22 protein-coding genes are annotated in these 26,860 nt (G+C 65.4%); 4 read left to right on the forward strand and 18 right to left on the reverse strand.

The annotated features are described in order from the left end of the window. The first annotated feature begins 147 nt into the window (after positions 1-147). Positions 148-675 carry a DUF4124 domain-containing protein gene (locus tag ACK4HJ_RS16170; protein ID WP_409833458.1) on the forward strand — a complete coding sequence of 176 codons (528 nt, stop codon included), beginning with the start codon at positions 148-150 and terminating at the stop codon, positions 673-675. A 91-nt stretch (positions 676-766) separates the two neighbouring features. Here the strand turns inward: ACK4HJ_RS16170 and ACK4HJ_RS16175 are convergent, their stop codons facing one another. Both ACK4HJ_RS16175 and ACK4HJ_RS16180 read right to left on the reverse strand, forming a co-directional pair. Beyond that, positions 767-1,159, reverse strand: a complete 393-nt coding sequence (locus ACK4HJ_RS16175) for an RnfH family protein (protein ID WP_409833459.1) — start codon at positions 1,157-1,159, stop codon at positions 767-769. Further along, positions 1,152-1,592 carry a type II toxin-antitoxin system RatA family toxin gene (locus tag ACK4HJ_RS16180; RefSeq protein ID WP_409833461.1) on the reverse strand — a complete coding sequence of 147 codons (441 nt, stop codon included), beginning with the start codon at positions 1,590-1,592 and terminating at the stop codon, positions 1,152-1,154. Before ACK4HJ_RS16180 ends, ACK4HJ_RS16175 begins: the two co-directional genes overlap by 8 nt. A gap of 119 nt (positions 1,593-1,711) precedes the next feature. On the opposite strand from ACK4HJ_RS16180, the gene smpB reads away from it, so the two are divergent. After that, positions 1,712-2,185 carry an SsrA-binding protein SmpB gene (smpB, locus tag ACK4HJ_RS16185; RefSeq protein ID WP_409833463.1) on the forward strand — a complete coding sequence of 158 codons (474 nt, stop codon included), beginning with the start codon at positions 1,712-1,714 and terminating at the stop codon, positions 2,183-2,185. A 102-nt stretch (positions 2,186-2,287) separates the two neighbouring features. Here the strand turns inward: smpB and ACK4HJ_RS16190 are convergent, their stop codons facing one another. From ACK4HJ_RS16190 to ACK4HJ_RS16245, 12 genes are all read right to left on the reverse strand, one after another. Next, positions 2,288-3,382 (reverse strand): enoyl-CoA hydratase/isomerase family protein, encoded by a 1,095-nt coding sequence (locus ACK4HJ_RS16190; protein ID WP_409833465.1) that lies wholly within the window; start codon positions 3,380-3,382, stop codon positions 2,288-2,290. After that, positions 3,379-4,254: a DMT family transporter gene (locus tag ACK4HJ_RS16195; RefSeq protein WP_409833467.1), complete on the reverse strand. Its 876-nt coding sequence runs from the start codon at positions 4,252-4,254 to the stop codon at positions 3,379-3,381. The genes ACK4HJ_RS16190 and ACK4HJ_RS16195 overlap by 4 nt, the downstream gene beginning before the upstream one ends. A 71-nt stretch (positions 4,255-4,325) precedes the next feature. Then, positions 4,326-6,152, reverse strand: a complete 1,827-nt coding sequence (gene typA, locus ACK4HJ_RS16200) for a translational GTPase TypA (RefSeq protein WP_409833469.1) — start codon at positions 6,150-6,152, stop codon at positions 4,326-4,328. Continuing rightward, complete coding sequence (gene truB, locus ACK4HJ_RS16205) at positions 6,149-7,141, reverse strand: tRNA pseudouridine(55) synthase TruB (protein ID WP_409833471.1); 993 nt, start codon at positions 7,139-7,141, stop codon at positions 6,149-6,151. Before truB ends, typA begins: the two co-directional genes overlap by 4 nt. A gap of 3 nt (positions 7,142-7,144) precedes the next feature. Next, entirely contained in the window at positions 7,145-7,516 is a 372-nt protein-coding gene (gene rbfA, locus ACK4HJ_RS16210; protein WP_409833473.1) for a 30S ribosome-binding factor RbfA, read from the reverse strand. A gap of 20 nt (positions 7,517-7,536) precedes the next feature. Then, on the reverse strand, positions 7,537-10,398 hold the full coding sequence (gene infB, locus ACK4HJ_RS16215) for a translation initiation factor IF-2 (protein ID WP_409833475.1): 2,862 nt from the start codon (positions 10,396-10,398) through the stop codon (positions 7,537-7,539). Between the two features lie 24 nt (positions 10,399-10,422). Then, positions 10,423-11,910: a transcription termination factor NusA gene (gene nusA, locus ACK4HJ_RS16220; protein ID WP_409833477.1), complete on the reverse strand. Its 1,488-nt coding sequence runs from the start codon at positions 11,908-11,910 to the stop codon at positions 10,423-10,425. 78 nt (positions 11,911-11,988) lie between these two features. After that, entirely contained in the window at positions 11,989-12,582 is a 594-nt protein-coding gene (rimP, locus tag ACK4HJ_RS16225) for a ribosome maturation factor RimP (protein WP_409833478.1), read from the reverse strand. Positions 12,583-12,857: 275 nt separating this feature from the next. Next, on the reverse strand, positions 12,858-16,310 hold the full coding sequence (locus tag ACK4HJ_RS16230) for an SNF2-related protein (protein ID WP_409833480.1): 3,453 nt from the start codon (positions 16,308-16,310) through the stop codon (positions 12,858-12,860). Between the two features lie 95 nt (positions 16,311-16,405). After that, positions 16,406-16,807, reverse strand: coding sequence for a thioredoxin family protein (locus tag ACK4HJ_RS16235; protein ID WP_409833482.1), 402 nt, complete (start codon positions 16,805-16,807; stop codon positions 16,406-16,408). Between the two features lie 51 nt (positions 16,808-16,858). Next, complete coding sequence (locus tag ACK4HJ_RS16240; protein ID WP_409833484.1) at positions 16,859-18,145, reverse strand: c-type cytochrome; 1,287 nt, start codon at positions 18,143-18,145, stop codon at positions 16,859-16,861. A 13-nt stretch (positions 18,146-18,158) separates the two neighbouring features. After that, positions 18,159-18,926: a c-type cytochrome gene (locus tag ACK4HJ_RS16245; protein ID WP_409833485.1), complete on the reverse strand. Its 768-nt coding sequence runs from the start codon at positions 18,924-18,926 to the stop codon at positions 18,159-18,161. 132 nt (positions 18,927-19,058) lie between these two features. Here ACK4HJ_RS16245 and ACK4HJ_RS16250 point away from each other — a divergent pair, with 132 nt between their 5' ends. Beyond that, on the forward strand, positions 19,059-20,510 hold the full coding sequence (locus ACK4HJ_RS16250; RefSeq protein ID WP_409833487.1) for a PLP-dependent aminotransferase family protein: 1,452 nt from the start codon (positions 19,059-19,061) through the stop codon (positions 20,508-20,510). 300 nt (positions 20,511-20,810) lie between these two features. Next, on the forward strand, positions 20,811-21,164 hold the full coding sequence (locus ACK4HJ_RS16255; RefSeq protein ID WP_409833489.1) for a hypothetical protein: 354 nt from the start codon (positions 20,811-20,813) through the stop codon (positions 21,162-21,164). Positions 21,165-21,319: 155 nt separating this feature from the next. Here ACK4HJ_RS16255 and ACK4HJ_RS16260 read toward each other — a convergent pair whose 3' ends face one another. The 4 genes from ACK4HJ_RS16260 to ACK4HJ_RS16275 all read right to left on the reverse strand — a co-directional run bounded on the left by ACK4HJ_RS16260 (position 21,320) and on the right by ACK4HJ_RS16275 (position 26,855). Beyond that, the gene (locus ACK4HJ_RS16260; protein ID WP_409833491.1) at positions 21,320-22,069 is read right to left on the reverse strand and encodes a type II secretion system protein; all 750 of its coding nucleotides are present in this window, start codon (positions 22,067-22,069) and stop codon (positions 21,320-21,322) included. A gap of 66 nt (positions 22,070-22,135) precedes the next feature. After that, positions 22,136-23,446: a type II secretion system protein gene (locus ACK4HJ_RS16265; RefSeq protein WP_409833493.1), complete on the reverse strand. Its 1,311-nt coding sequence runs from the start codon at positions 23,444-23,446 to the stop codon at positions 22,136-22,138. Then, entirely contained in the window at positions 23,443-24,720 is a 1,278-nt protein-coding gene (locus tag ACK4HJ_RS16270; protein ID WP_409833495.1) for a type II secretion system protein, read from the reverse strand. The genes ACK4HJ_RS16265 and ACK4HJ_RS16270 overlap by 4 nt, the downstream gene beginning before the upstream one ends. Next, entirely contained in the window at positions 24,717-26,855 is a 2,139-nt protein-coding gene (locus ACK4HJ_RS16275) for a hypothetical protein (protein ID WP_409833534.1), read from the reverse strand. The genes ACK4HJ_RS16270 and ACK4HJ_RS16275 overlap by 4 nt, the downstream gene beginning before the upstream one ends. Positions 26,856-26,860: the final 5 nt, after the last annotated feature.

A 26,860-nucleotide genomic window follows, 5' to 3' on the forward strand; every position in this document is an offset into this window, starting at 1 on the left:
GTACCCGTGCCCAGCAAGCCCGGGCCTGCCGCGCCGATGGCTGAAGTCGCCGTCAGCATGCCCTGCCGCCTCCGAGTGTGGCGTAAACGCGCCCACCGGTCGTATCCGCACTGGCGGGCGGGTGACCGCAGGGATAAACTTGTTCGGATGAAAACGCACAAGCTTCTCCTGCTGGCCGTGGCCTGCACCTGGGCCATGGGCGCTTCGGCGCAATGGCAGTGGATCGATAAAGATGGCCGGAAGGTGTTCAGCGACCGCCCTCCCCCACAGGAAATCCCTGAAAAAAGCATCCTGAAACAGCCCGGCGGCACCCGCGCTGCCCGCACCGCACCCGTTGCAGCGGCGCCGGCCGACTCCGCATCCGCTCCTGCTGCGGCCGGTGCGCCGCGGGCAGCGGCCAGTGCAGCCGGCGCCAGCAAGGACAAAGAACTGGAAGCCAAGAAGGCCCAAGCCGACGCCGCAGAAGCCGCCAAGAAGAAGGCAGAAGAGGAAAAAGTCGCCAAGGCCAAGGCTGAAAACTGCACCCGAGCCCGCCAGGCCAAGGCCACGTTCGATAGCGGCCGCCCCATCACCCAGTCCAACGCCCAGGGCGAACGCATCTTCTTGGACGAGGCCGGGCGCGCTGCGGAGATCAAGCGCATTGACGGCATCATTGCCGCGGATTGCGCGCGTTGACTTACGCGGGTTCCAAGCGCCCCGCGTCACGTGGTGAGCAGGTGTGCTCAGCCCGCGGGCTGCGCACTACCGCCGCTGCCGCTAGCGATCATCAGTAACCGGACTTGGCACCGGGCCTGCGGCGGGCGAACAGACCGGTCGCACGGGCGCCCTGGCGTGCAAAGCGCTCGCGCCGCGCCACCTTGGGATCTACCTGCAACGGACGGTACACCTCGACACGATCTTGCGGTTTGAGCATCAGGTCTGCGCCCGCAGGCCTTCCCCACACCCCCACGGCATTTGCGTCCGCGTGTTCGGCCAGCCCGCATGCCCGCAGCGCATCACCCACGCACGCGCCCAAGGGCAGTTGCAAAGCCCATTCACGCACTTGGCGCGGCGCGACACACAGCACCACAGTCACGGCCAGTTCCGCGCCTGGGTCACCGGAGACACCGACAGCCCCAGTGGAAGCGCAAGCGAGCCCCGTGCTAGGTTGCTCAGCCATACACTTGCTCGGCGCGCTTCACAAACGCATCCACCATGCTGCCCGCGATGCGGTCAAACACCGGACCCACCAACGCGGCCAATGCCGTGCTGCTGAAGCCATAGTTCAGCAGCAGTTCCACCTTGCAGGCGCGCTGCGTGCCGTCGCCCACGGGGTGAAAGTGCCAGTCGCCGTCCAGTCGAGAAAACGGGCCCTTGACCAAGTGCATCTGCACACGCCGTCCGGCTTCGTGCACATTGCGCGTGACAAAAGTCTGGCGGATCCCGCCGAACGAGATACCGACCTCGGCGGTCATGCCTGCGTCAGAGTGCTCCAGCACCGTAGCATGGTCGCACCAGGGCAGAAACTGGGGGTATTGGTCCACCCCGGTGACCAGGGCAAACATCTCTTCGGGGCTGTACCAGATGAGGACGGACTTGTGAACGGTTTTCATGCAGACGGGGCTGCAGTGCGCCAAGGCACCGCGCCGGGTGAAATTAGAATCGCTGCCAGCGACACCCGAGCATTGTAGGGAGGCCTTTTAACTTCCGGTCGGTGCCGCATCTATACCCAATGGCCAAAAAACCCGATCCCTCGTCCCGCATCGCCGACAACAAGAAAGCGGCCTACAACTATTTCTTTGAAGAACGCCACGAGGCGGGCATGGTGCTGCACGGCTGGGAGGTCAAGGCACTGCGCGAAGGCAAGGTGCAACTCACCGATGGCTACGTGCTGATCCGCGACGGAGAGCTGTATTTGCTGGGCTGCCTGATCCACCCGCTCAAGACTGCGTCCACCCACGTCAATCCCGAGTCGGCGCGAACTAAGAAGCTGCTGCTCAAGAAAGACGACATCAAGCGCCTGATTGGCAAGGTCGAGCAGAAGGGCTACACCTTGGTGCCCATCAATCTCCACTGGAAGAACGGCTTCGTGAAATGCGAGATCGCCTTGGCAAAGGGCAAGGCCGAGCACGACAAGCGCGACACCATCAAGGATCGCGAAGGCAAACGCGAGGTGGAGCGGGCGATGAAGAACCGCAGCCGCTGAGGCTGCAGCGCTTCAAAAAGAGGAGCTGGCAGCGCTTGCAGGTTCTCACCTTCGCTGGATTTCCATCTGCAAGCGCCATGTATCAAGCGCTAATCGCTCCTTTTATGATAGCGCTGCCAGCGGATGTGCATGCACAGGCCATGGGCTCTCAAAGAATGGCGCCACCATCTCGGGCGTCACGTCTTCAATGCGTGCGGGGTTCCATCTTGGCGCGTGGTCCTTGTCGACAGCCAGGGCGCGGATGCCTTCTACGGTTTCACTCTGGCCAGGGCGCAGGTTGAAGCAGTGGCGCACCATGTCGCGCTCCATGCGCAGGTCGTCGGCCAGACTCATGCCGCGCGCGCGGCGGATTTGTTCCAGGACCACGTGCAGCATCAGTGGCGAGCGCTTGCGCAGCGTGGCGGCGGTGTTGCGGGCCCACTCTGAGTCGGCCGCTTCAAGGCCTTTAATGATGTCCGCGACGGTGGGTAGCGAGAAATATTGGTCAATTTGGTCTCTAGCGCTTGTGTGGTGAGCGCTGGCAGCTACAAATTTTGAATCAACAAAGGCTTTGATGGCGTTGCCGTCGGCAAACTGCTGCGTGGCCAAGGCTTCCCAGACCGGGGCTTGCTGGTCGGCGGGCAGGCAGCCGTCGGCCAGGCTGCTCTCAATGGCGTCGCCCGCGCCAATGGTGTCGCCCGTCAGCGCCAGCCACTCACCCACGTGTCCGGGACAGCGGCTCAGGAAGTAGCCGCCACCCACGTCCGGGAACAGGCCGATCGCCGTTTCGGGCATGGCCATCTTGGTGCGCTCGGTCACCACGCGCAGCGCGGCGCCCTGGCTGATGCCCATGCCGCCGCCCATCACGATGCCGTCCATGAAGGCGATGTAGGGCTTGGCGTAGTTGTGGATCAGGTGGTTGAGGGCGTATTCCTCAGTGAAGAAGTCTTCCAGCTGCGGGTTGCCCTGGCTGCCGGCGGCATGCAGAAAGCGGATGTCGCCGCCCGCGCAGAAGGCGCCGAACGGGCCTTCCTTGTTGCTGCCGCGAATGGCCACGGCCAGCACGCGCGCATCGTTCTGCCATGCGAGCAAGATGCCCATCAGCTCGCGCACCATGCCCAGCGACAAGGCATTGAGCGCACGCGGGCGGTTTAGCGTAATGAATCCCACCTGCCCACGCACTTCGCTCAACACGTCTGGCACTACCGTCTCCGTCATTTTTGTTCCTTCCAACCTAAGAGTTCATTGAAAACCAGCGCGCCAATCACCAGCGCGCCGCCCGTCAGCACCGCGGGTGCGGGCTTTTCACCGGCACCGAGCCATGCGAGCAAGATGCCAAAGATGACTTCCAGCAAACCCAGCAGCGCCATCTCGGGCGCCTTGAGCACCCGGCCGCAGCGCACGGCCAGCACGCAAGGAATCGCCAATTGCACCACGCCCAGCAGCGCCAGCAGCGCAAGGTCGTGCCCCGACGCCTGAAACGGCGTCGCCAGCGGCAGCGTGGCCACCACCGAAATCACTGCACCTACCAGCACGGCGGGCACCAGGTCCACCGCTTGGCCGTGGCGCTGCGAGTGCTGCACCACCGTCCAATTGACGGCAGCGGCCACCGGCACGCACAGGGCCACCAACGTGCCGGCCAGCGGCAAGCCAGCCATCTGCGAGCCGTACATCCACGCGATGCCCAGCCCCGCCAGTGCAATCGCCACCCAAGTGCGCGGCGCGATGCGGTGCCCTATGAACAGCCACGAGAACAGCGCTGTGAGCAGCGGGCCCACCGCCATCGTCACCAGCACATTGGCCACGGGCATGAGCACCAAAGCCACCATGAAGGCCGTGAACATCACGCTCCAGCACACGCCCGAAATCCACAGCGCCCTGCCGCTGTGCCGCATGGACGTGAACACCGCCCGGCCCTGCAGCGTGGGCAGAATGACCAGCAGCGCAAGCAGCGTGAAGAAGCTCCGCCAGAAGGTCACCTCAAAGCTGGCCGCGTGCTCCAGGTGCCGCGTGACCACGCCGGCAATCGACCACATCAGGGTCACGGCCACCATGAGCAGTACGGCGCGGGAATGCGTGAGTTTCAACATGAGGTTCCGGGAAATTCAGACGGAAAAAAGGCCACTGCGTGGCAGTGGCCCTTTCATAAGCGCAGAGCTTATCAAGAACGGGCGGCGCGCTTGCGCTCGTTTTCCGTGAGGTGGCGCTTGCGCAGACGCACGGACTTGGGCGTGATCTCGACCAGTTCGTCGTCCTCGATGAACTCCACGCCGTACTCTAGCGTGAGGTCGATCGGCGGCGTGATCTTGATCGCGTCTTCCTTGCCGGACACGCGGAAGTTGGTCAGCTGCTTGGTGCGCGTGGCGTTCACCACCAGGTCGTTGTCACGGCTGTGGATGCCGACGATCATGCCTTCGTACACGGGGTCGTTGGCCTTCACGAACATGCGGCCACGGTCGTCCAGCTTGCCCAGGGCGTAGGTGAAGATTTCACCGTCGTCCATGGAGATCAGCACACCGTTCTTGCGGCCGCCGATGTCGCCCTTGTGCGGCTCGTAGCTGTCGAAGATGTTGCTGATGAGGCCCGAACCGCGCGTCAAGTTCAGGAATTCGTTGGTAAAACCGATTAGGCCACGGGCCGGGATGCGGTATTCCAGGCGCACGCGGCCACGGCCGTCGGACTCCATGTTCACCAGTTCGCCCTTGCGCTCGCCCAGGGCTTGCATCACGCCGCCCTGGTGGCCTTCTTCGATGTCGGCCGTCACCAGCTCGATCGGCTCGTGCTTCACGCCGTCGATGTCCTTGAACACCACGCGGGGCTTGGACACGGCCAGCTCGTAGCCTTCGCGGCGCATGTTTTCCAGCAGGATGGTCAGGTGCAGTTCGCCCCGGCCCATCACTTCGAACACGCCTTCTTCGTCGGTTTCCTTCACGCGCAAGGCCACGTTGTGCTGCAGTTCCTTTTGCAGGCGGTCCCAGATCTGGCGGCTGGTCACGAACTTGCCTTCGCGGCCGGCCAGCGGGCTGGTGTTCACGCAGAAGTTCATGGTCAGCGTGGGCTCGTCCACCTTCAGCATGGGCAGCGGCGCGGGGTTGGCGGGGTCGGTCACTGTCACGCCGATGCCGATGTCTTCAATGCCGTTGATCAGCACGATGTCGCCCGGGCCGGCCAGGGGGGTCTGCATGCGGTCCAGGCCCTGGAAGGTCAGCACCTGGTTCACGCGGCCCTTGGTGGTCTTGCCATTGGGGCCTTCCATGACCAGCACGTCCTGCGCGGGCTTGAGCGTGCCTTGGCTGATGCGGCCGACACCGATGCGGCCCACGAAGCTGGAGAAATCCAGCGCCGAGATCTGCAGCTGCAGGGGGGCGTCAGGGTTGCCGGAGTTCGGTGGCACGTGCTTGAGGATGGTGTCGAACAGGGCCGACATGTCGGGGCCCCACTGCTCGCCCGGTGCGCCTTCTTCCAGCGACGACCAGCCGTTGATGCCCGAGGCATACACCACGGGGAAGTCCAGCTGCTCGTCGGTGGCACCCAGCTTGTCGAACAGGTCGAACGCGGCGTTCACCACCTTGTCGGGGTTGGCACCGGGCTTGTCCACCTTGTTCACCACCAGGATGGGGCGCAGGCCCAGGGCCAAGGCCTTCTTGGTCACGAAACGCGTCTGGGGCATGGGGCCCTCTTGCGCGTCGATCAGCAGCACCACGCTGTCGACCATCGACAGCGCACGTTCCACTTCGCCGCCGAAGTCCGCGTGGCCGGGGGTGTCCACGATGTTGATGTGCGTGCCCTTCCAGCTCACGGCGCAGTTCTTGGCCAGGATGGTGATGCCGCGTTCCTTTTCGATCGCGTTGTTGTCCATCACGGTGTCCACGACCTTTTCGTGGTCGGCGAAGGTGCCGGACTGGCGCAGCAGCTGGTCGACCATGGTGGTTTTGCCGTGGTCAACGTGGGCGATGATCGCGATGTTGCGGATTTGTTTCGTCGTCATAGTTTTTCCAATGTGCCGCTGGCTTGAGGGTGCGGCATGCCTTCCAAAATTTGTTGAATTTCCAGCGGACTCAGGAGCCTGTCCGGCACCAGCTCCCCGCCCACGATGTGGCCTACCCCCAGCAGCGCCGGAGGATTCTCGCCAAACACCGCCACGGCACTGGCATCGGGCCAGTTGCCACGGCGACGCACGCCCGACAGGAATCGGGCTGCATTCTCACTGTCCAACGTGACACGCACGTGTTGTGCCAACAGAGACTCGGGCGCCTCCAGAGCGGCCAAGCGATCGGCCTCGGGCATGGCCTCCAGCTGCGCCAGCGTGACGCAGCGCTCCACACCCAGACCGCCGGTGTCGATGCGGCGCAGAAAGGTCAGGTGCGCGCCGCAACCCAGCGCAGCGCCGATGTCTTCACCCAGCGTGCGGATGTAGGTGCCCTTGCTGCATTTAACTATCATTTTGATAGCTGGTCGCGCTTGATCAGTAAGCGCCAGAGCCAGTTTTAATGCATGAATAACAACATCGCGGGCCTCGCGCTCGACCGTGACGCCAGCGCGTGCATATTCATACAGCGCCTTGCCGTCCTTCTTGAGTGCGCTGTGCATCGGCGGCACTTGGCGAATGGGGCCCGTGAACTGCTGCTGAACAGCCGCCAAGCGCTCCGGGGTGATGTGCTCAGGCAGCACCTCGCGCCGTTCGAGCACATCGCCTTCGGCGTCGCCAGTGGTCGTCGTGGCGCCCAGTAGCGCCACGGCTTCGTAGGTCTTGGGGGCATCCAGCTGCAGCTGGCTGAACTTGGTGGCGGCCCCGAAGCACAGCGGCAAAACGCCCGTGGCGAGGGGATCGAGCGTGCCGGTGTGGCCCGCTTTTTCGGCGCGCAGCAGCCATTTCGCCTTTTGCAAGGCGTCATTGCTCGAAAGGCCGAGCGGTTTGTCGAGCAGCAACACCCCATGCACAGGGCGCCGCTGCACCCTGGTGCGTGGCGCGTGCATGGACTAGTCCTCTTTCGCGCGCGAGGACACCGCCTTGGCGATCAAGGCGTTCATGTCGGCCGCACGCTCGGAGGTGCGGTCGAACATGAAATGCAGCGTAGGCACGGTGTGGATGTGCAAGCGCTTGAACAGACCGTTGCGAAGGAACCCAGCCGCCTGATTGAGCGCCGCCTGGGTTTCCACCGGGTCGCCCGTCAACAGGCTGAAGAACACCTTGGCATGGGCGTAGTCGGGAGTGACTTCCACGCCCTGCAGCGTCACCATGCCCACGCGCGGGTCTTTCAGCTCGCGCGCGATCAGTTCCGTCAGATCGCGCTGGATCTGATCGGCCACCTTGAAGGCGCGATTGGGGGTGGCGGATTTCTTTGCAGCCATGTCGTCGTCGTTTCCGCCGCTTACAGCGTCCGGGCGATTTCCTTGATTTCAAAGAACTCGAGTTGATCGCCTTCCTTGATGTCGTTGTAGTTGCGCAGCTTGATACCGCACTCGAAGCCTTCCTTGACTTCCTTGACATCGTCCTTGAGGCGGCGCACGGACTCGACTTCGCCGGTGTAGATGACCACGTTGTCGCGCAGCAGGCGGAACTTGCAGTTGCGCGTGACCTGACCGGAGGTGACGTACGAACCCGCCACCGTGCCGATCTTGGAAGCCACGAACACCGTGCGGATCTCTGCGGTGCCCAGGGCTTCTTCGCGCTGCTCGGGGGCCAGCATGCCGGACATGGCGGCCTTCAACTCATCCACGGCGTCGTAAATGATGTTGTAGTAATGCAGGTTCACATCGCTCGACTCGGCCAGCTTGCGCGCACCGGCATCGGCACGCACGTTGAAGCCGATCACGATAGCCTTGGAGGCAATCGCCAGGTTCACGTCGGACTCGCTGATACCGCCCACGCCGGCATAGACCAGCTGCACGCGGATCTCGTCGGTGGACAGTTTGAGCAGCGACGCTGCCAGCGCTTCCTGCGAGCCCTGCACGTCCGCCTTGATGATGATGGGCAGGGTCTGCACCTCGCCCGCAGTCATCTCGTTGAACACGTTCTCCAGCTTGGCAGCCTGTTGCTTGGCCAGCTTGGTGTTGCGGAACTTGCCAGCACGGTAGGTCGCGATTTCGCGTGCACGGCGTTCGTCGGACAGCACCATGAACTCGTCACCGGCCTGCGGCACATCCGACAGGCCCTGGATTTCCACCGGGATCGACGGGCCAGCCGTCTTGGCGGGCTTGCCGTTCTCGTCCAGCATGGCGCGCACGCGGCCCGAGGTCTGGCCAGCCAGCACCACATCGCCTACCTTCAGCGTACCGGACTGCACCAGCACCGTGGCCACAGGGCCGCGGCCCTTGTCCAGCTGGGCTTCGATGACCAGGCCCTTGGCCATGGCTTCGACCGGCGCCTTCAGCTCCAGCACTTCGGCCTGCAACAGGACCTGCTCCAGCAGGTCGTCGATGCCCATGCCGGTCTTGGACGACACGGCCACAAAAGGCGAATCGCCACCGTATTCTTCAGGCACCACCTCTTCCACCACCAGCTCTTGCTTGACGCGGTCGGGGTTGGCATCGGGCTTGTCCGCCTTGGTGATGGCAACAACGATTGGCACCTTGGCAGCCTTGGCGTGCTTGATGGCTTCCTTGGTCTGGGGCATGATGCCGTCATCGGCAGCCACCACCAGAATCACGATGTCGGTGGCCTGGGCACCACGGGCACGCATGGCCGTGAAGGCCTCGTGACCGGGAGTGTCGAGGAACGACACCATGCCGCGTGGCGTTTCCACGTGGTAGGCACCAATGTGCTGCGTAATGCCGCCGGCTTCGCCCGCCGCCACCTTGGCGCGGCGGATGTAGTCCAGCAGCGAGGTCTTGCCGTGGTCCACGTGACCCATGACGGTAACCACCGGAGCGCGTGGCAGCAGTTCTGCGTCTTTTTGACCGGCATCTTCGTCGGTGAAGGCTTCTGGGTCGTCCAGCGCCGCCACCACGGCCTTGTGGCCCATTTCTTCCACCACGATCATGGCGGTGTCCTGGTCCAGCGGCTGGTTGATGGTGACCATCTGGCCCATCTTCATCAGCGACTTGATGACCTCGGATGCCTTGATGGACATCTTGTGCGCGAGCTCAGCCACCGTGATGGTCTCAGGCACGTGCACTTCAATGATCCGCGCTTCGACCGGCGCGGCCTGCTGGTGATCATCGCGGTGATCGCGACCGTCACCACGGCGGCCACGCGGGCCACCACGCCAGTTGTTGCGGCCCACGCCGCCACTGCTGTCGCCGCGGGTCTTGATTTCCTTCTTCTTGGCCGGATCGCCCGCCCAGCTGGAAGACAGCTTGGCAGACTTGACCTCTTTGCCAGCGCCCGGCGCAGCCGCTCCGGCCGTGGCCGATGCGCCGGCGCGCGCAACGCCGGTGCCCACCGCAGGCTTGTGCAGCGTGCCCTTTTTGGCGTCGCCCACAGCAGCGGGCTTGGCCGCAGGCTTGGGTTCCTCGGGCTTCTTGGCGACCATGACCGCCTTCTTGGGCGTGGCCATCATGGCGCGGATGGCTTCTGCCTCGGCCAGGGCCTTGCGGCGGCGCTCTTCCAGATCGCGGGCACGGGCAGACTCTTCGTCCGCACGGGCCTTGGCTTCTGCCTGTGCCTTTTCGCGGGCTTCGGTCTGCGCAGCAGCACGTGCAGCAGCCTCGGCTGCCTGCTCACGGGTAGCCTCCTGCTTCACGGCGGAGGCCTGGGCCTTCTTTTCGGCCTCCTGGGCGGCATAGGCGGCGGCGCGCTCTTCGGCTTCGCGCTCGCGCTTCTCGCGGGCTTCGCGCTCGGCGCGCTTTTCGGCCAGCTCGGCTTCCTGGCGACGGATCAGTTCGGCCTGGCGGCGGGCTTCTTCCTCGCGGCGGGCCAGTTCCTGGTCTTCCTGAGAGATGGCCTCTTCCACCACAGGCTCACGGGCCTCGGCCACAGCCTCTGCGCCTTCGTCGCGCTGGATGAAGGTGCGCTTCTTGCGCACTTCGACCTGAATGGTGCGGGCCTTGCCCGTGGCGTCGGCCTGCTTGATCTCGCTGGTGGACTTCTTGGTCAGCGTGATTTTCTTGCGGTCGGGCGATGCCGTGCCATGGCTGGCCTGCAGGTAGGCCAGCAGCTTTTGCTTGTCGGACTCGGTCAGCGCATCCGTGGGCGCGGCCTTGCCCACCCCGGCAGCCTTGAGCTGGTCGAGAAGGATTTCGGGCGATTTTTTGAGTTCGGTGGCGAACTCGGCGACAGTGTTACTGGACATATATGGTTCGTGCCTCCCTGACCTTTACTCTTGCTGCCCTGCGAACCAATGTTCGCGCGCCTTCAGGATCAAGGCTTTGGCATCTTCTTCAGACTGTCCGGTCAGGTCGGTCAGTTCATCAATGGCCAGATCGGCCAAGTCGTCACGCGTGTGCACACCGCCGTCAGCCAGCTTGGCAATCAGGTCGGGCGTGAGTCCTTCGAGGTCACGCAGGTCCTGGGAGACCTCGTCCACGCTTTCTTCGCGGGCGATTTCCATGGTGAGCAGCGCATCCTTGGCTCGGGCGCGCAGTTCGTTCACGGTGTCCTCGTCGAAGCTTTCGATCTCAAGCATTTCCTGCAGCGGCACATAGGCCACTTCTTCCAGGCTGTTGAAGCCTTCGGAGATCAGGATGTCGGCGATTTCCTCGTCCACATCCAGCTTCTCCATGAAGAGCTTGCGGGCCGTGTCGGTTTCGTTGGCCTGCTTCTGGGCGCTTTCGGCGGCGTCCATGATGTTGATCTTCCAGCCCGTGAGATCCGAAGCCAGGCGCACATTCTGGCCGCCGCGGCCGATGGCGATGGCGAGATTTTCCTCGTCCACCACCACGTCCATGGCGTGCTTTTCTTCATCGACCACGATGGAAGACACGTTGGCCGGAGCCAGCGCGCCGATCACGAACTGCGCTGGGTCTTCCGACCACAGCACGATGTCCACACGCTCGCCAGCAAGTTCGTTGGTCACGGCATTCACACGGGTGCCGCGCACACCGACGCAGGTGCCGATGGGATCCACGCGCTTGTCGTGAGACAGCACGGCGATCTTGGCGCGCGAGCCGGGGTCGCGTGCGCAGGACTTGATCTCCAGCAGGCCTTGCTCGATCTCGGGCACTTCGTTGCGGAAGAGCTCGATCATGAACTCGGGGGCGGAGCGCGACAGGATGATGGGCGCGCCGCGCAGCGTCAGGTCCACTTCCATGATCATGGCCCGCACGCGGTCGCCGCTGCGCAGGTTTTCCTTGGGGATCATCTCGGAGCGGCGCAGGCGGCCTTCTACACGGCCGGATTCAACAATGATGTCGCCCTTGTCCATGCGCTTGACGGTGCCGGTGAAGATCTTCTCGCCGCGCGACATGAAGTCGTTGAGCAGCATCTCGCGCTCTGCGTCGCGGATCTTCTGCAGGATGACCTGCTTGGCGGCCATGGCGCCGATGCGGCCGATAGGCACGGACTCCACGCTTTCTTCGATGTACTCGCCCACCTCGATGTCAGCGATTCGGTCCTTCGCGTCCATCAGCAGCTCTTCTGCGTCGGGGTTTTGCAGGCCTGCATCGTCAGGCACGACAAGCCAGCGGCGGAAAGTCTCGTAGTTGCCGCTGTCGCGATCCACGGACACGCGAATGTCCACCTCGCCCTGGTAGAGCTTCTTGGTAGCCTGGGCCAGGGCCGATTCCACAGCGCCCAAGACCACATCACGCTCCACGTTCTTCTCGCGCGAAATGGCCTCAACCAACATCAACAGTTCGCGATTCATGCGACGACTCTCCTATTTCAATCACCCGAGGACGGGGGCGCTTGGCGGCCGCCCATCCCATGTTCACTCAGCAACCACTCAGGCCGGAGCCGAGCCCGACTTGCCCGCGCGCCCCTTGAAGTCCACGATGGGCGCTAGGCGTACATCCCGGCATTCATCCAGGGTGAAGCCCATGGCCTGCAAAGGGGCGGGCACGCGTTTCTTGCTCACTTTTTGACCTGGCTTGACCGGGGGCTCGTCGCTCCAGACGATCTGCCAGCCTCCGGACTCGGCACGCTCCAGCGTGCCGCGAAATTTCTTGCGGGTGGCGTTGACCTGCCCCCCGGCTGCAGCGCCGATGGGCGCCTTCAGGGTGATATCGATGACCGAGCCTTCGAAGCGCACGAAGTCCTGCTCGTGGCGCAAGGGGCGATCGATGCCGGGGGACGAGACTTCCAGGCGCTTGTATTCGACGCCATCCACCTCCAGCGCAAACTGCAGCTGGCGGGTGACTTTCTCGCAATCCTCGACGGTGACGAACTGCTCGATCACAGGCTGGGGCGCATCCGCGGGCGGCTGCACCCAGGGCAAATCGATGGTGACGCGCAGCAGACCGCCGGCAGAGCGTTCGATCTCCACCAGGTCGTAACCCAGGCCCGTCACCACTTGTTCAACGACTTGCTGCAATGCCACGTGTTCAGTTCAATCCCGGAAAAACAAAAAACCCGATAACCCCCGGAGATCGTTCCCCGACAGCTTCGAGCTCCAAAAGCGTTCGACCAAAAAAAACGGGCGGTTGGTACCCGCCCGCTTGGTCGTGAGAGTCGTATTGTAGCGTGCAACGCGTTGATTTGCAAAGACAGCGGTTGCCGCGCCGCCCCCAGGCTGTTGTTAATGCGCCAGCGCCGCGCCGCAAAGCCGGCGGTTACCAAATCAAGGCCCAGCCTTGATGCACCAAGCGTCCGCAGCTACAACGACGATAGCGGCTGCAGCAGCTCGGCCAGATCGCTTTCGGTGAACAGCGGCTCCTTGCGGGCGGCCGCCTCGCTGTACAGGCTACCAGCCAGCTGCGCCTTGCGCTCCTGCAGCGCCAGGATGCGCTCCTCGAGCGTGCCCTGCGCCACCAGCTTGACCACCCACACGCTCTGCGTCTGCCCGATGCGGTGGGCGCGGTCGGTGGCCTGGTTTTCCGCCGCCGGGTTCCACCAGGGGTCGTAGTGGATCACGGTGTCGGCCTGCGGCAGGTTCAGCCCCACCCCGCCCGCCTTCAGGCTGATGAGGAACAGCGGCACCTGCCCGCTGGTGAACTGCTCGATGATGGCGTCGCGCTTGACGCTCTGCCCGGTGAGCTTGACCCAGGGTAGGCCGCGTTTTTTCAGTTCGGCCTCGATGAGCATGAGCATGCTGGTGAACTGCGAGAACAGCAGAATGCGCCGCCCTTCGGCCAGCATCTCTGGCAGCAGGGCCATGAGCTGCTCCAGCTTGGCCGAAGTCTTGACCTTCTTGGCGGCATCCAGCGGCACCAGGGCCGGGTGGCAGCACACCTGGCGCAGCTTGAGCAGCGCGTCCAGGATGGTGATCTGCGATTTGGCCTGGCCCCTGCTCTGCAGCGCCTCGCGCACGGTTTTTTCCATCCCCAGGCGGATGGTTTCGTACAGGTCGGCCTGAGCGCCTGCCAGCTCCACGGGCATGACCGATTCGACTTTGGGCGGCAGCTCGCCGGCCACCAGCGCCTTGGTGCGTCGCAGCATGAAGGGCGTGACGCGGGCGCGCAGCTGGGCCAGGCGGGCCGTGTCGCCCTGCTTTTCGATGGGGTTGCGAAACAGTTCCTTGAAGCGCGCCTGGCTGCCCAGAAACCCCGGCATCAGAAAGTGGAACAAGCTCCAGATCTCGCCCAGGTGGTTTTCCATGGGCGTGCCCGACAGGCACAGGCGGTGGCGCGCCTTCAGCGCGCCCACCACCTGCGCGGCCTGGGTGCTGGCGTTCTTGATGTTCTGGGCCTCGTCCAGCACCACCAGGTGCCAGGGCTGGGCCAGCCAGCGTTCGCGGTCGCGCTGCAGCAGCGAATACGGGGCGATGACGAGGTCGTGCTCGGCCAGCGCATCGGCCACGGCGTGGCGGCCCGCGCCGTGCAGCACCAGGCAGCGCAGGCCGGGGCAAAAGCGCGCTGCCTCGCGCTGCCAGTTGCCCATCAGGCTTATGGGCGCGATGACGAGGGCCGGGTCGGTCAGCCGGCCCGCGTCTTTTTCGACCTGTATGTGGGCCAGTGTCTGCAGCGTCTTGCCCAGGCCCATGTCGTCGGCCAACACGCCGGCCAGGCCCTGGGCGCGGAGAAACTGCAGCCAGTTCAGGCCTTGCTGCTGGTAGGGCCGCAAGGTGGCCTGCACACCCGCAGGCACGGGCACGGTGGGCAGCGCGCTCGCGCCTTTCAACCGCGCCACCAGCGTGTGCAGCGCCTGGGCGCCATCCCACACTGTGCCCTCGCCCAGCGCGGCGCTGGTGCGCAGCGCATCCATGCGCGAGAGTTTCAGGCTGTCGCCTTCGAAGTCGTGCGCGCGGTCACCCACCAAGTCGAGCAGCGCGGCCATCCAGTGCCGCAGGGTGTCGGTGGGCAGGCGCACAAAGCCCTTGCCCGTGGGGGACGGCAGATAGACGTGCGAGGGCAACTGGGGCAGGCCGGTGGCGGGGTCCAGCGGCTGGCTGGCCGCGGCGGCAATCAGTCGGGGCAGCCAGGGCAGGATGTTGTGGCGTGCCCCGTGGATCTCGATGCCGAGCGAGAGTGCGAACCAGGGCGAGGTGGCCTCGTCGTCGCCCTCGGGCTGCAGCGCCACGTCCAGCGCGTCGACATGCTGGATCCAGCCCTGCAGTGCGGCGTCCAGCGAGACCTCAAAGCCCGCGTCACGCAGCACCACAAAGCCGTTGTCCGCCCAATGCATCCAGTCGTTCTGCGAACGCTCGCCAGGGATACCAAACAGGCCTTCGTCGGTGCCCAGTAGCCCCAGGCCGAGCAGGCGTTCGATGGCATTGAGTTCGCTCAAGCCGTCGCGCTGCAGCAGCACCTGGCTGCCGTCGGCTCCGGGCACCAGCACGGCCAGTTCCTGCCCAACCCACCAGCCCATGTGGCCGGCGTAGTCAAACTGCAACTGCGCAGTAATGAGGCCCATGTCGGGCACTTCGTACGGCGGCGTGGGCGCCAGATGCAGCCGGGCCACCGGTTTTGCGCCTTGCACCCGCGCCAGGGGCTTGAGTACCGGCGGCAGCGGAAGCACGCCGCCCAAGCGGCTGGCCACTTCGGCGTGGTGCTTTTGCAGCGCGGCGGTGGCCAGCGGGGGCGCCTGCAGCAGCAGGTCCAGCTGCGCGGGGCTCAGCCCCTCGGCCGACACGGGGCCGCACACGCCCTGGGCCAGGTCCAGGTACAGCGGCGGGCGGTTGGCGCACAGCGTGGCGCTGGGGCTGGGCAGCTGCGCTTGCAGGGACCAGGCGCTGTCATCGCTGGTGCCGCTGTCGCCACCGTGCGAGGTGCTGGTTTGCGTCCAGCCCCAGGTCATGGGCAGCGCATCGCCAAAGCGCAGCGGCACACCCACGGTGGAGCCACCCGCATCGGCAAACAAGCGGCCTGTGGCGGCTGCCTGCTGCAGCGCCAGCAGGCCTACCGCGCCCTCCAGCACGCCCGTGGGGGCGCCGCTGTAGGCGGAGTAGTAACCCACGCTGCGCGGCATGGCGCGCAGCAGCTGCAGCAGCTGGCGGTCGGCATCGGTGGCGCGGTCGTACACGGCCTGGCCGGGGCCGGGCTGCGTGCGGATGGTCTTGGGCTTGGCCCAGCCGCCGGTGAGCTTGGAGTAGGACACTACGGCCTCGATCTGCAGCTGCGGCGCACCCGAGCGCAGGCGGCCGATGGGCGAGAGCAGGTAGAGATAACACTCGGGCCGGTCGGCCCGCGCGCCCGGCAGAGGCGGTGCGGCGTTGTCTGCGGCGCGGTCCCAGTCGTCCAGCCAGCGTACCAGGCGCACCTCGGCCTCGGCGCGGGCCTGGGCGGACACGCGCTCTTGCATGGCTTGCAGCGCCTGAACGGCTTGAGGCGACAGCGGCTTGGATGCCTCGCCGGGCCGCAGCTGCCCGGCCTTTAACGTCAAAGCCACGGCATGCTTGCAGCCTTCTTCCACCGGGCAAGTGCACAGGCCCGACCAGGCAACAACCTGGCCATTGGGCTTCAGGATCAGTTCCACCGACAGCTCATAAGGCTCCAGCTGGGTGCCCTGCACGGCACCCTTGATGATCCAGACACCGTCACCCACTTCGCTCAGGTTGATATCGACCACGGCGGACTGGCGCAGCAGATCCACGCCGCGGGACCAGGCGCCTTTGTCGCACTGGGCCTGCAATGAGTTGATGGAGAAGGTCGGCGTGGCGGGGAGAGACATTCAGAGCAAAAAACGGCACTAGCGCTTGATCGTCAATCGCTAGCAGCTATCAAATTGTGAGCAATCAAAGAATGACGCGAGCCAGCCTGCGGCGCTTACCGACTGCGCGCGGCACGTACCCGCTCGAACACGCCCTGGGCCTCGTCCCCGGCCCCTGCGCCGCCCGGGGCGCCCGCCTGCAAGCTGGCCAGCAGCCGGGCCAGCACGGGCGCCTGGGGCAGCAGCGGGCCTAAAAACAGCGCGCGCTGGCCGTCGGCGATCAGCAGCGTGGGGAAGGTTTCCACATCCAGGTCGCCGGCCAGCTCCGATTCGTCCTCGATGTCCACCCATTCAAACCGCACGTCGGGGTGCGCGCGGGCCAACTCGTCAAACAGGGGGCGGTAGATGCCGCAGGTGCCGCACCATGCCGCACACAGGCACACGGCCCACCAGCCGCCGGGCGGGGTGGCGGCGGAGCTTGCGGGAGCAGACGAAGGCAGAGTGGCGGGGCTGGACATGAAACGGGCTCCTGGGGCTGGTGCAGCAAGCCGTCGACACCAGCGGGCCCGCTACAAACCGCGCCGTTCCCGGGCGCGGTAAACCTCGATGGTACCCACCCCGGCCGCCTGGTTGCCCCACTGGTTGCGCACAAAGGTCGTCACGGCCGCGATGTCTTCGTCTGACAGCACCTGCTGGAACGGCGGCATGCCGTGCGGGCGCGGGTTGCCGGCCGTAGCGGGCAGGTAGCCACCCTGCAGCACCACGCGCACCAGGTTGGTGGGGTCGGCCAGGGTGACGGCGCGGTTGCCCGCCAGGGCCGGGAAGGCGCCGGGCTCCCCCTGGCCCTGCTCGCCGTGGCAGGCGGCGCAGTGCTGCTCGTACATCTTGGCGCCGCGCGCCATGGCGGCGGCAGAGGGTGCGGGTGGCGACGCGCGGTTCACCGCTGACTGCTGCGGCAGCGCCTGCAGGTACAGGGCCATGGCGCGGGCGTCGGCGTCGGTGAGGTACTGCGTGCTGCGGAACACCACCTCGGCCATGGGGCCCAGCACCGAGCCCTGCGGGGCCACGCCGGTCTGCAGCAGCGCGGCGATGTCCTCGGTGCGCCATTCCTTCACGCCCGCCTCGTGCGCGGCATTCAGCGCTGGCGCATACCAGTTCTGCACGGGGATGAGCCCGCCGCTGAAGGCCCGCGCGTCGGTGGTGGCGCCCAGCGCATTGCGCGGCGTGTGGCAGGCCGTGCAGTGGCCCAGGCCGTTGACCAGATAGGCGCCGCGGTTGTATTCAGCCGTCTGCGTAGGTTGCGGCTGAGGCGCCCCCGGCGCAAAGAACAACGCGCGCCATACAGACAGAGCCGCCTGCGTGCTGTACGGAAAGCGCAGCGCATGCGCCCGGTTGGGTTCGGCCACAGCAGGCTGGCTTTGCAGATACGCAAAGATGGCGTCCGAGTCCTCGCGTGTCACCTGCGTGTAGTTGGGGTACGGAAAGGCCGGGTAGAGCAGCCGCCCGTCCTTGCTGCGGCCATGGTGCATGGCGCGCCAGAACTCGGCAGAGGTCCAGGTGCCGATGCCGTGCACCTTGTCGGGCGTGAGGTTGGAGCTGTGCACCACGCCAAACGGCGTTTCGATGCCACGCCCGCCTGCATAGGGCGCGCCGCCCTGCGTGGTGTGGCAGGCCATGCAGTTGCCCACGCGGGCCAGGTAGTCGCCGCGCTGCACCAGCTCGGGGGTGATGTGCAAGGTTTCCGCGGCCGGCAACGGTGCCTCGCCGCGCAGGTTCAGCGTGACGAGTGCAGCGGCCGCAATGCCCAACACGGCCAGCGCGGAAGAGACCGTCCAGAGGATGCGCTTTCGGTTCATCAAACCGCCCTCCTTAGCGCCCGGCCACCGGCACTTCGGCCACGCCGCCGCAGCGGGCGGGCATGGCGGTGGGCAAGGTCCGTGCGGGTTTGCCGCCGGCCACCACGGGCTGTGCCGCCAGCCATGCGGACACGGCACTCACCTCGTCGGGCGAAAGCTGGCGCGCAATGGCCGCCATGCAGTCGGGCGCGTGGGCGCGGCGCTGGCCCGTCTTCCATGCGCCCAGCTGGCTGTTGAGGTAGTCGCGCGGCAGACCCAGCAGGCCGGGGATGGACGGCGCCACGCCGGTCATGGCCGCGCCGTGGCAGGCCACGCAGGCAGGAATGTTGCGCGCCGCATCGCCCTGCTGCACCAGCTGGCGGCCCTGCTCCGCCACAGCGGCGGGCGCTTGGGGTGCGGGCGGGGGCGGGTACGGCAAGTCCAGCGCTGCAAAGTGCTCGGCCATTTCGCGCAGGTAGTCGTCGGTCAGGTGTTCGATGAGGTAAGTCATCTGCGGATAGCTGCGCCGCCCGTCGCGGAAGTTGAGCAACTGGTTGGCCAGATAACCGGCCGGCTTGCCGGCGATGCGCGGGAAGTACCCGTCCGGCGTGGCCCGGCCCTCTTTGCCGTGGCAGACGGTGCAGGCCAGCACGCGGGAGGCCATGCCGGTGGCCTGGACAGAGGCAGGTGGGGAAATCGTGGAGCGCTCGGAAGGTTCGGAGGCAGGTGGCGCGGCCAGGGCCGCCGCACAGGCCGTGGCCGCCAGACCGGGGGCCAGCCAGCGGCGCAATAAATCGATCATGGGCAATGTGAGGTTGAAAAGCACAAGCAGCAACGTTATCCCGCACTCTACGCCGCCCTTCCAGTTCAGTACAGATTCAGTTTCAAACTAAAAATACGGATCAGTTGCGCGCAACCCACCCTAACCCACCTCATGAAACGCTACGAACGCCACGCCGACGCCATCGCGCAGCTCATCCACAGCGGCGCCTTGCGCCCGGGCGACCGTGTGCCCTCGGTGCGCGAAGCCAGCCGCACCCGCGGCATCAGCCCGTCCACCGTGTTTGAGGCGTATTACCTGCTGGAGGCCCAGGGACTGATCCACGCCCGCCCGCGCTCGGGCTACTACGTCAGCGACCGGCTGCCCGGCACGGCCGAGACGCGCCCCGCCGAACCCCTGCCCTCGCAGCCCGCGCACACATCCACCGGCGTCGCGATCAGCGATCTGGTTTTTGAGGTGCTGGGCCTGGCGCGCGACCGCGGCCTGGTGCCGCTGGGCTCGGCCTTCCCGGGGCCGGAGCTGTTTCCGCTCGACCGCCTGGGGCGGTGCCTGGCCAGCGGCATGCGCAAGCTCGACCCCTGGCACATCGTGCAAAGCCTGCCGCCCGGCGACGAACGCCTGCGCCAGCAGATCGCCCTGCGCTACGGCGTTCATGGCATGGCGGTGGATGTGGAAGAAATCATCATCACCAACGGCGCCATGGAGGCGCTCAACCTTTGCCTGGAAGCCGTCACCCAGCCCGGCGATGTGGTGGTGGTCGAATCGCCCACGTTCTACGCCGCGTTGCAGGCACTGGAGCGGCTCAACCTGCAGGCCCTGGAGATCGCCACCCACCCGCGCGACGGCATCGACCTGGCAGCATTGGCCGAAGCGCTGGAGCGCCAGTCTTCACATAAGCCCCACCAGCCTATCAAGGCCTGCTGGCTCATGCCCAGCTTTCAAAACCCGCTGGGCAGCCTGATGCCCGAGGCCAAAAAGCGCGAGCTGGTCGCCCTGCTCGCCCTCCACGGCGTGCCGCTGATTGAGGACGACGTGTACGGCGAGCTACACCACGCCCCCCAGCGCCCGCTGCCCGCCAAGGCGTTTGACACGCAGGGCCTGGTGATGCACTGCAGTTCGTTCAGCAAAAGCTTGGCGCCCGGCTACCGCGTGGGCTGGGTGGCGGCGGGCCGGTATGCCACAGCCGTCCAACGCCTCAAGCTCATGACCACGCTCTCAGCCGCCACGCCGTCGCAGTTGGCGCTGTCAGAGTACTTGGCGCAGGGCGGCTACGACCGGCACCTGCGCCAGCTGCGCCGCAGCCTGGGAGAGCAAAAAGCGATTGCGCTGGCGGCAGTGGCGGCGCACTTTCCGCCCGGCACGCGGGTGTCGCGGCCGGAAGGCGGGTACTTCTTGTGGGTGGAGCTGCCGCCCCAGGTGGATGCACTGCAGTTGCACCGCCAGGCACTGCAGCAGGGCATCAGCCTGGCACCCGGGCAGATCTTTTCGGCCGACCGGCGCTTTGCCCACTGCGTGCGCATCAACTTCGGGCATCCAGCACAGGGCCGGCTGGGGGCGTCGCTGCAGACCGTGGGGGCGCTGGCTTGCGGGCTGGCCAAGTCTTGAAGCCAGCCCCGATGCTGCCAGACAATTTCACTGATCGCTATCAAAAGCAGAGCTTGCAGCGCTTATCCATCAAGCGCTACAAGCGCTTTATGATAAAAAACTTACTGCCCAAGACTTCTCCGCATGGGTTGCACCTGCGCAAAGCCAGCTTGCATACAACTGACAAAACGCCCCAGCGTTGGAAGCGCCCAACCTCGGGTTCTCCCGACCTCGGCACAGCTTTTGCAACGGCATACTGAGCGCCGCCCGGACCCGGGCCCGCCCGCCCGCCCGCCGCCCCGGCACACTACCACCCACCCCATGGCCACACCCCAGCCCGTCCCGTTTCTGACCGTAGAAGACGAAGACGACTGGGTCGTCTCGTTTGCGCTGGGCCCGCTGGGCGCCCACCGGCTGACGCTGATGCGCACGCCCCACCTGGAGTTCATGCTGCGCCCCGAGCAGCGCGGCGTCTCCGTGGGCGCTGAGGCCGGCCAGCGCCCCTCCCTGCTGGTGGCCGTGCAGTGGGGCAGCAAAAGCGTGGACGTGGTGTCTACCGAACGCCGGTACAGCCTGGACGTGAGCAAGGTGGACGGCAACACGCTGGCGGCCGCGCTGCGCGTGCTGGGCAAGATGAACTTTGACCAGCGGTTCCAGCTGGGCGGGGCGGCGTAGGTGTAGGTGGGTACTGCGCTGCGGCTCGCGCCAATCACTCACAAATCTATAGCTTGTAGCGCTTACTGGATAAGCGCTAGAGGCCAAAATTCCTCAAATTTTGCCCCGTTGCGCCATGCGTTGCGGGCATGCGTGCTTGCGAGCAAGCGCGCAGCTCAGCGCATCATCTTGAAGTACGCCGTGGTGACGGCCACCTGAGATTCGTCCAGCCGGGTGGACGTGGTGCTGCCAAACGCCATGCTGTCGTCGATGGGCCAGGGCTGGCCGTGGGGTGTTCCGGGCACGGCGGGCGGCGTCACGTTGTTGGCCAGAGAGATATCGCGGAACCGGCCGAACCGCGCATCGCTGTGCCCGTCGATCTGCTGGTCCAGCGCGCCGGCCAGCGAAAAGGTGACGCCTCGCATCACGATCACATTGCGAGGCCGCGTCACGTAGGTGTTCACGGCCGCCCCGGGTTCCGCCCAGTCAACGCTCTGAAAACACACCTGCACCTCCTGCGGGTTGCCATTGCTGTCCAGGTACACATAGCGGTCCTGCTGGCCTTCGGTGCGGCCGTTGGGCAGCTTGATGCCCGCGGCGAGGAAGGTGTTGATCATCGGGGTACCACACAGCTCGGTGCCCGCGGGCGAGACATTGCCGTTGATGCGCCCCGTGGGGTCGGTGGGGTTGTCGCCGGGCGGATAGCCCACGCCGTTGACGAACGCCTCGTAGGCCAGCTGCCAGCCCTGGACAAAATCGGTGGACAGGCGCTGGTTGGCCGCGGAGCGCTGCAAGTCGCGCCCGATGGCCACGGCACCCACAACGAGGCCGATCACAACGAGGGCAATGCTCAACTCCAGCAGCGAAAACCCCCGCTGGCCGCGCGCGCCTGCTCTGCCTGGGGGAAAAATGTGTAATGGGGTCATGGTGCGTAGCTCGGTAATCAGATAGCGGTTGGCAAGTTGACAAGAAGGCAAGAGCAGGGCCTCGGCTCAGTGGCCGATGGCATCGCCGATCAGCGTGTTGCGATTGACCGATGTGGACAGGACCGTCATCGCGGTGGTCCGCGCCGCAAATTCGTCATGCACGCGCTCGGCCTCTGCCAGCGACGCGATGGCATCGATCTCTGCGTAGATCGCGGCCGCCATGCCCGCTGCGGCGGCCACAATACCTGCGGCCGCCAGGCCAATCTGCACGGCGCGCGCCCCGGCGCTCATGGTGGTGTCGGCCGTGGCAGACACCATCTCCTTGGCCGCATCCGCCACGCTTGCGGCCGCGCCAGCCAACCCTGCCGTGGCGGCAGCCACATCGGACTCGGCCAGTTTGACTGCCACAAAAAGCTGATCGCGGTAGTCGTACATCGCACGCTCCAGCACAAACGCCCCCGTGGCTGCATTGAAGTGCGCATGCGAGATGGCAGACAACGCGGCACCGCAATGCAGTTCACTGAACAGCTCGGCATGGCTGGCAGACAGCACGATGTCGTCATAGCTGCTGCTGACGGCCGTGCCCGGCGACTCGAAGGTGGGATTCGCACTGCTGGCCGTGGCATTGGCACCATCAAACGCGCGGCCGTCTCCGTCCGCATCCAGCATGCCGGGCGCTGCAATCACAAACGCCACGGACTGCCGCGCGCCGCGCATGTTGGTGCCCAGCCGCCCGGCGGGGGCCACCGGTGTCTGGCTTGCGGTATTCAACGCCAGGCAAACATCCACCAGGTTCACCGCCCCCGCCACACCCAAAGGGCACGGCGGGTTCTGCGACAGGTTGCAAGCCGCGTTCAACGGTGCCAGATCGTCGCCTGAGTGGTTCACGCCCAGCAGCGTCGCCGTGGCGGTGGGTATGGGCGGAGCCTCGTCATTGGGGGCATCGTTGTTGCGCGGCACTGGATCGGGCGTGCGCACCCGCAGCGGATTCATGCGGTCGCGCGCTACAGCCAGATCGCGGTCCTGAGGCGCGGTGAGCTGCGGTTCTCGGTACACCCCGTAGCGCAGAGTCCCTGCTTCGGGGCGCGGCAGACCCAAGGTGCGCCAGGGCAGATAGCCCACATGGCGCTCGCCGGTGCCCTCCACACATGCCTCCACGCCTGCCGTGTTGGCAGCCGGGCACGGCAGCCGGTAATGCGCGTGCAGAAAACCCAGCACGGCGTCACGCGACTGCTGCTGCACGTCCAGCTGCACAGTGGTTACGCGCTGGCGCTCCTGCAATTGCCAGAAGACCACAGCGGCGGGCAGTATGAGCCCCAACGCCAGCAGCACTACAGAAAGTTCAACCAGGGTAAAACCCATCATGTGGCGCTTCATGGGTTGAGCCCCTTCGTGTCGAGGCTGATCGCGAGGTTCAGCGTGCTCGTGAATGTGTCGTACAGCGTCACAGCGTAGGCATCGGCCGCGGCCTGCTTCTGCTTGGAAACCTCCAGCGCCTGCTGCGCTTCAGCCAGTTCCTCAGCGGCGAGCACCGTTTCTGCAATCGACACCGCTACGTTGGCGGCTGCCATGACCACAATGAAGGCCGTCACGCCTTCGGTATTGGCAGCCGACGCAATGCTGAGCACCCCGCTGGCGGTGGCGAGCGCCAGCCCCATGGCTGCCAACGCAACGCCCGTCTCCGCGCTTTGCACCGCCGATTCGGAGCTTTCGATGTCAAACACGCGCAGCTTCCAGTACTCCTGCATGACCCTGGCGTTGTCATACGCTGCGTAGGCGCCTTGCGCGACGGACTGCATCTCGCTCAGCCGGGCGGCGCAGCCAATGCGCGCCGCAAGGTCAGTGGGCCCCACGGCCAGCGCGATGTCGTCAAAGTTGTTGTCCTGGGGCCGCCCCGGAAAGTCGAAGCGCCATGACCCCCCTGCGCCCACGGCGTTGTTGCCGTCAAAGGTACCGTTTTCGCCGGGGTGCACCAGCATGAACGCAACCGGCACGCTGTCGGCCACGTTGCCCGCTGTCAGCACCCCAGCAGCCGTGGGGTTTGCCGCAAAGCGGCGCAGCACACGGCACCAGTCGAGGCCGTTTGGAGGGGCGGGAGCGCCGGAAACTAAATCCACTCGACGGGCCTTGGCTGCTGCTATCGCAGCACTCGCTCTGCCCGCAGCCGCGACGACAGCCGCGGAAGCCGAGGTTGGCGTTTCAAGTGTTGGGGGATATTCAGGCAGTTCCGGCATGCCCGTGAACTCAATATTCAAGTCAGGTGACACACCATCAGCAGGGCGGAGCAACAAGTTCGGAATCTCCGCCAGATCCCAACCGCCCCCACGGTTCACGCCATAGTGCAGGCTGCCGAATTCACTGCTCAGCCCCAACGTGCGCCAGGGCAGGCGCACGGCTGCGGCGTCGCCACAAGACTCGTTGCCGTTGGTGCCCGCGGCCGCACAAGGCAGGCGCGCGTTGCGCAACACGAAGCCTTCCACGGCCGCTTGGGCTTCGCTCAACTGATGCAGCATGGCGGGACGCTGCATGGGCTCGCGGGTGGAGACCACCCAACGCCAGACGAAGATGCCGATGAGGCCGATGACGGCCATTGCCACCGCCAACTCCACCATCGAAAAACCGCTCTCGCGGCGCAGGGAGTGCTTCATCATCGGATGCCTCCCTTCTGGTCCACCTGAATGAGGATTCCCATGGATGTAGCGGGCGGCATGGGCGTAACGCCACGGCCCGTGATGTTGCAAGGAGGCGGACTGCCCGCCAATCCTTCAAGGCGGGTCACCAGGTTCTGTGCGTCGGTCACCCGCTTGTTGGCTTCGCTGAGCTGACCCTCGAGCGCTGTGATCGTGCGCTGGATCTTGATAGGCAACAGGTACTTGGAGTCCGGATGCGGGCTGGTGCTGGATGGGCCCATCAGATCATGGATGGCATCACGTATGGCATTGCTGTTGTTGACATCGCCAGGCTGGCATACACCCGCCACCGTGGAGCTGCAACCGACGACGGTTGTGGGCCCACCTCCGATCACAATCGTGTAGCGCCCCGCGTTGCGCAGATTGTTGTAGGCCGTTTGGTAAGCGGTCTGTGAAGCGCTCAGGTTGGCCTGTGCTGTCGTGAGATCGTTCTGCGCTGCGGCGAGATTGCTTTGTGCAGTGTTGCGCGCTGTCACTGCGTCGTCGTACTGCTTTTGCAACTCCACCGGATCGCTGAGAAGAGCGCGCTGTGCGGTCTTCTCCATCCGCAGCCGCTGCAGCGGTTCCTTCGCAGCCGGGGTGGGTGCCGCAGCAATTTGAAGGTCCAACGCCGCAATTTCGGCATCCAACTGCGTCAACATGGTGGACCGATTGGCAATCATGTTCGCGTACGTCGCGATCTGGGCATTCCAGTTGTTCACCGAGGTTTGGTAGTTGTCTCTGCGGCGGGTGGCCGCATCCACGGCAAAAGAGTAGGTTTCCCAGCTGTCCGCCGCCGTCAGCAGTGGCAGGACCCGGTCGTCGATATTCGATGACGTGCCTGGCTGCCTAACGCTTAACCCCAGCGTGTTGATGGCGTTCGTTCGTGCGATGTTGGCTGCGACCAGTTCATTGCGCTTGGCGGCAAGCTCCGCCGCAATGGCATTGCGGTCATTGGTGGCATCCGTAACCTCTGCCCTTGCAGCGGCCAGTGCCTGAGAATAGTCAGCCGATGGGCATGTCAGCGTCGACGCATCCACCGTGCTGTCAGCCAGCGCCAACGCGTTGCCCGCCATCACCGCCGCTGCCACATTCGCAATGATGGAGGCGGCATTGAGGCCGATGGAAACACCGGTCAGCACAATAGCCGCCGTGTGCTGCGGCGCCGCCGCGCACGCATTGACCGCCAGCCCCAGCGTGGCCGCGCACAAGGCCCAGGCAGCCGCGGCATTGCCGGCTTCTGATACTCCCTCTAAGACAGTGGCGGTGGTCTCAATCGCTGTGATGCCAGCCGCAATGGCGGCGAACGCTATGGACTGCTTGGCCGACTCAATGTTGCCCTCTTTCAATTCATCCACCTGTTCCACCACATCGTGGGCCAAGGCCACGGTGTTGATCGAATCGATGAGGGGCTGGCAGTGAAAGCCTATGAACAGGCTGAGGTAAGACTTCTCCAGAACGATGTCGTTGTAGGCCGACAGCAGGGGGCGGCGCGCAGGGTCTTCCACTGCCGGGTCGGCGGAGGCGTTGACACCGTCAAAAGGCGAGTTGTTGCCGTCCGCGTCGTCATTGCCAGGGTGCACCAGTGCATAAGCCACGGTTCGCACTGTGGCGGCCCGCACCTCTGCCATGCCAGGCGCATGGGCTGTGCTGCGGCCAGTATCGATGCGCTGGCACAGGTCGGCCAGAGTCGTGATGCCCGCCTGATAGGTGCCTGCGGGAGGAGTGTCCCGCATGGCCGCAAACGTTCTGCCCGTGTCGTCGTACTCCAGCGGCCGCCAGGAATCGGTGAGCAAGGTCAGGTCGTTCTCACCCCCGCCGCGCTGGACAAGGTAGCGCAGCTGTCCAACGCCCACGCCAGGGTCCGCACCCGCCAGGCTGAGCGTGACCGACGGCAGCCAGCCCTTCTGGTCGCCTACGCCGCAATCCTCCAGACCATCACGGTCCACATCCGGACAGGGCAGTCTTGCCGCCACGCTCGCATAGGTGATGATGGCCCGGTCTGCCTGGGTCAGCGCCTGCCGCTCCTGCCGGGCAGAGTTGATGGCCGAACGCTCGCGCCATTGCATGTACCCCATGGCGGCCAGGCCAGCAACCACGGCGATCAGCAACAGCACCTGCA

The organism is Acidovorax sp. (genome assembly GCF_046294525.1).
Taxonomy (GTDB): domain Bacteria; phylum Pseudomonadota; class Gammaproteobacteria; order Burkholderiales; family Burkholderiaceae_C; genus Acidovorax.

Bases quoted from the DNA above. Each gene is read 5' to 3' on its own strand.
- ACK4HJ_RS16265 (WP_409833493.1), bottom strand. From the start codon at position 23,446: ATGAAGCGCCACATGATGGGTTTTACCCTGGTTGAACTTTCTGTAGTG.
- rbfA (WP_409833473.1), bottom strand. From the start codon at position 7,516: ATGGCTGCAAAGAAATCCGCCACCCCCAATCGCGCCTTCAAGGTGGCC.
- infB (WP_409833475.1), bottom strand. From the start codon at position 10,398: ATGTCCAGTAACACTGTCGCCGAGTTCGCCACCGAACTCAAAAAATCG.
- ACK4HJ_RS16190 (WP_409833465.1), bottom strand. From the start codon at position 3,382: ATGACGGAGACGGTAGTGCCAGACGTGTTGAGCGAAGTGCGTGGGCAG.
- nusA (WP_409833477.1), bottom strand. From the start codon at position 11,910: ATGAATCGCGAACTGTTGATGTTGGTTGAGGCCATTTCGCGCGAGAAG.
- ACK4HJ_RS16255 (WP_409833489.1), top strand. From the start codon at position 20,811: ATGGCCACACCCCAGCCCGTCCCGTTTCTGACCGTAGAAGACGAAGAC.
- ACK4HJ_RS16250 (WP_409833487.1), top strand. From the start codon at position 19,059: ATGAAACGCTACGAACGCCACGCCGACGCCATCGCGCAGCTCATCCAC.
- ACK4HJ_RS16170 (WP_409833458.1), top strand. From the start codon at position 148: ATGAAAACGCACAAGCTTCTCCTGCTGGCCGTGGCCTGCACCTGGGCC.
- ACK4HJ_RS16235 (WP_409833482.1), bottom strand. From the start codon at position 16,807: ATGTCCAGCCCCGCCACTCTGCCTTCGTCTGCTCCCGCAAGCTCCGCC.
- ACK4HJ_RS16175 (WP_409833459.1), bottom strand. From the start codon at position 1,159: ATGGCTGAGCAACCTAGCACGGGGCTCGCTTGCGCTTCCACTGGGGCT.
- ACK4HJ_RS16240 (WP_409833484.1), bottom strand. From the start codon at position 18,145: ATGAACCGAAAGCGCATCCTCTGGACGGTCTCTTCCGCGCTGGCCGTG.
- typA (WP_409833469.1), bottom strand. From the start codon at position 6,152: ATGACGACGAAACAAATCCGCAACATCGCGATCATCGCCCACGTTGAC.
- truB (WP_409833471.1), bottom strand. From the start codon at position 7,141: ATGCACGCGCCACGCACCAGGGTGCAGCGGCGCCCTGTGCATGGGGTG.
- ACK4HJ_RS16270 (WP_409833495.1), bottom strand. From the start codon at position 24,720: ATGATGAAGCACTCCCTGCGCCGCGAGAGCGGTTTTTCGATGGTGGAG.
- ACK4HJ_RS16245 (WP_409833485.1), bottom strand. From the start codon at position 18,926: ATGATCGATTTATTGCGCCGCTGGCTGGCCCCCGGTCTGGCGGCCACG.
- smpB (WP_409833463.1), top strand. From the start codon at position 1,712: ATGGCCAAAAAACCCGATCCCTCGTCCCGCATCGCCGACAACAAGAAA.
- ACK4HJ_RS16180 (WP_409833461.1), bottom strand. From the start codon at position 1,592: ATGAAAACCGTTCACAAGTCCGTCCTCATCTGGTACAGCCCCGAAGAG.
- ACK4HJ_RS16230 (WP_409833480.1), bottom strand. From the start codon at position 16,310: ATGTCTCTCCCCGCCACGCCGACCTTCTCCATCAACTCATTGCAGGCC.
- ACK4HJ_RS16195 (WP_409833467.1), bottom strand. From the start codon at position 4,254: ATGTTGAAACTCACGCATTCCCGCGCCGTACTGCTCATGGTGGCCGTG.
- ACK4HJ_RS16260 (WP_409833491.1), bottom strand. From the start codon at position 22,069: ATGACCCCATTACACATTTTTCCCCCAGGCAGAGCAGGCGCGCGCGGC.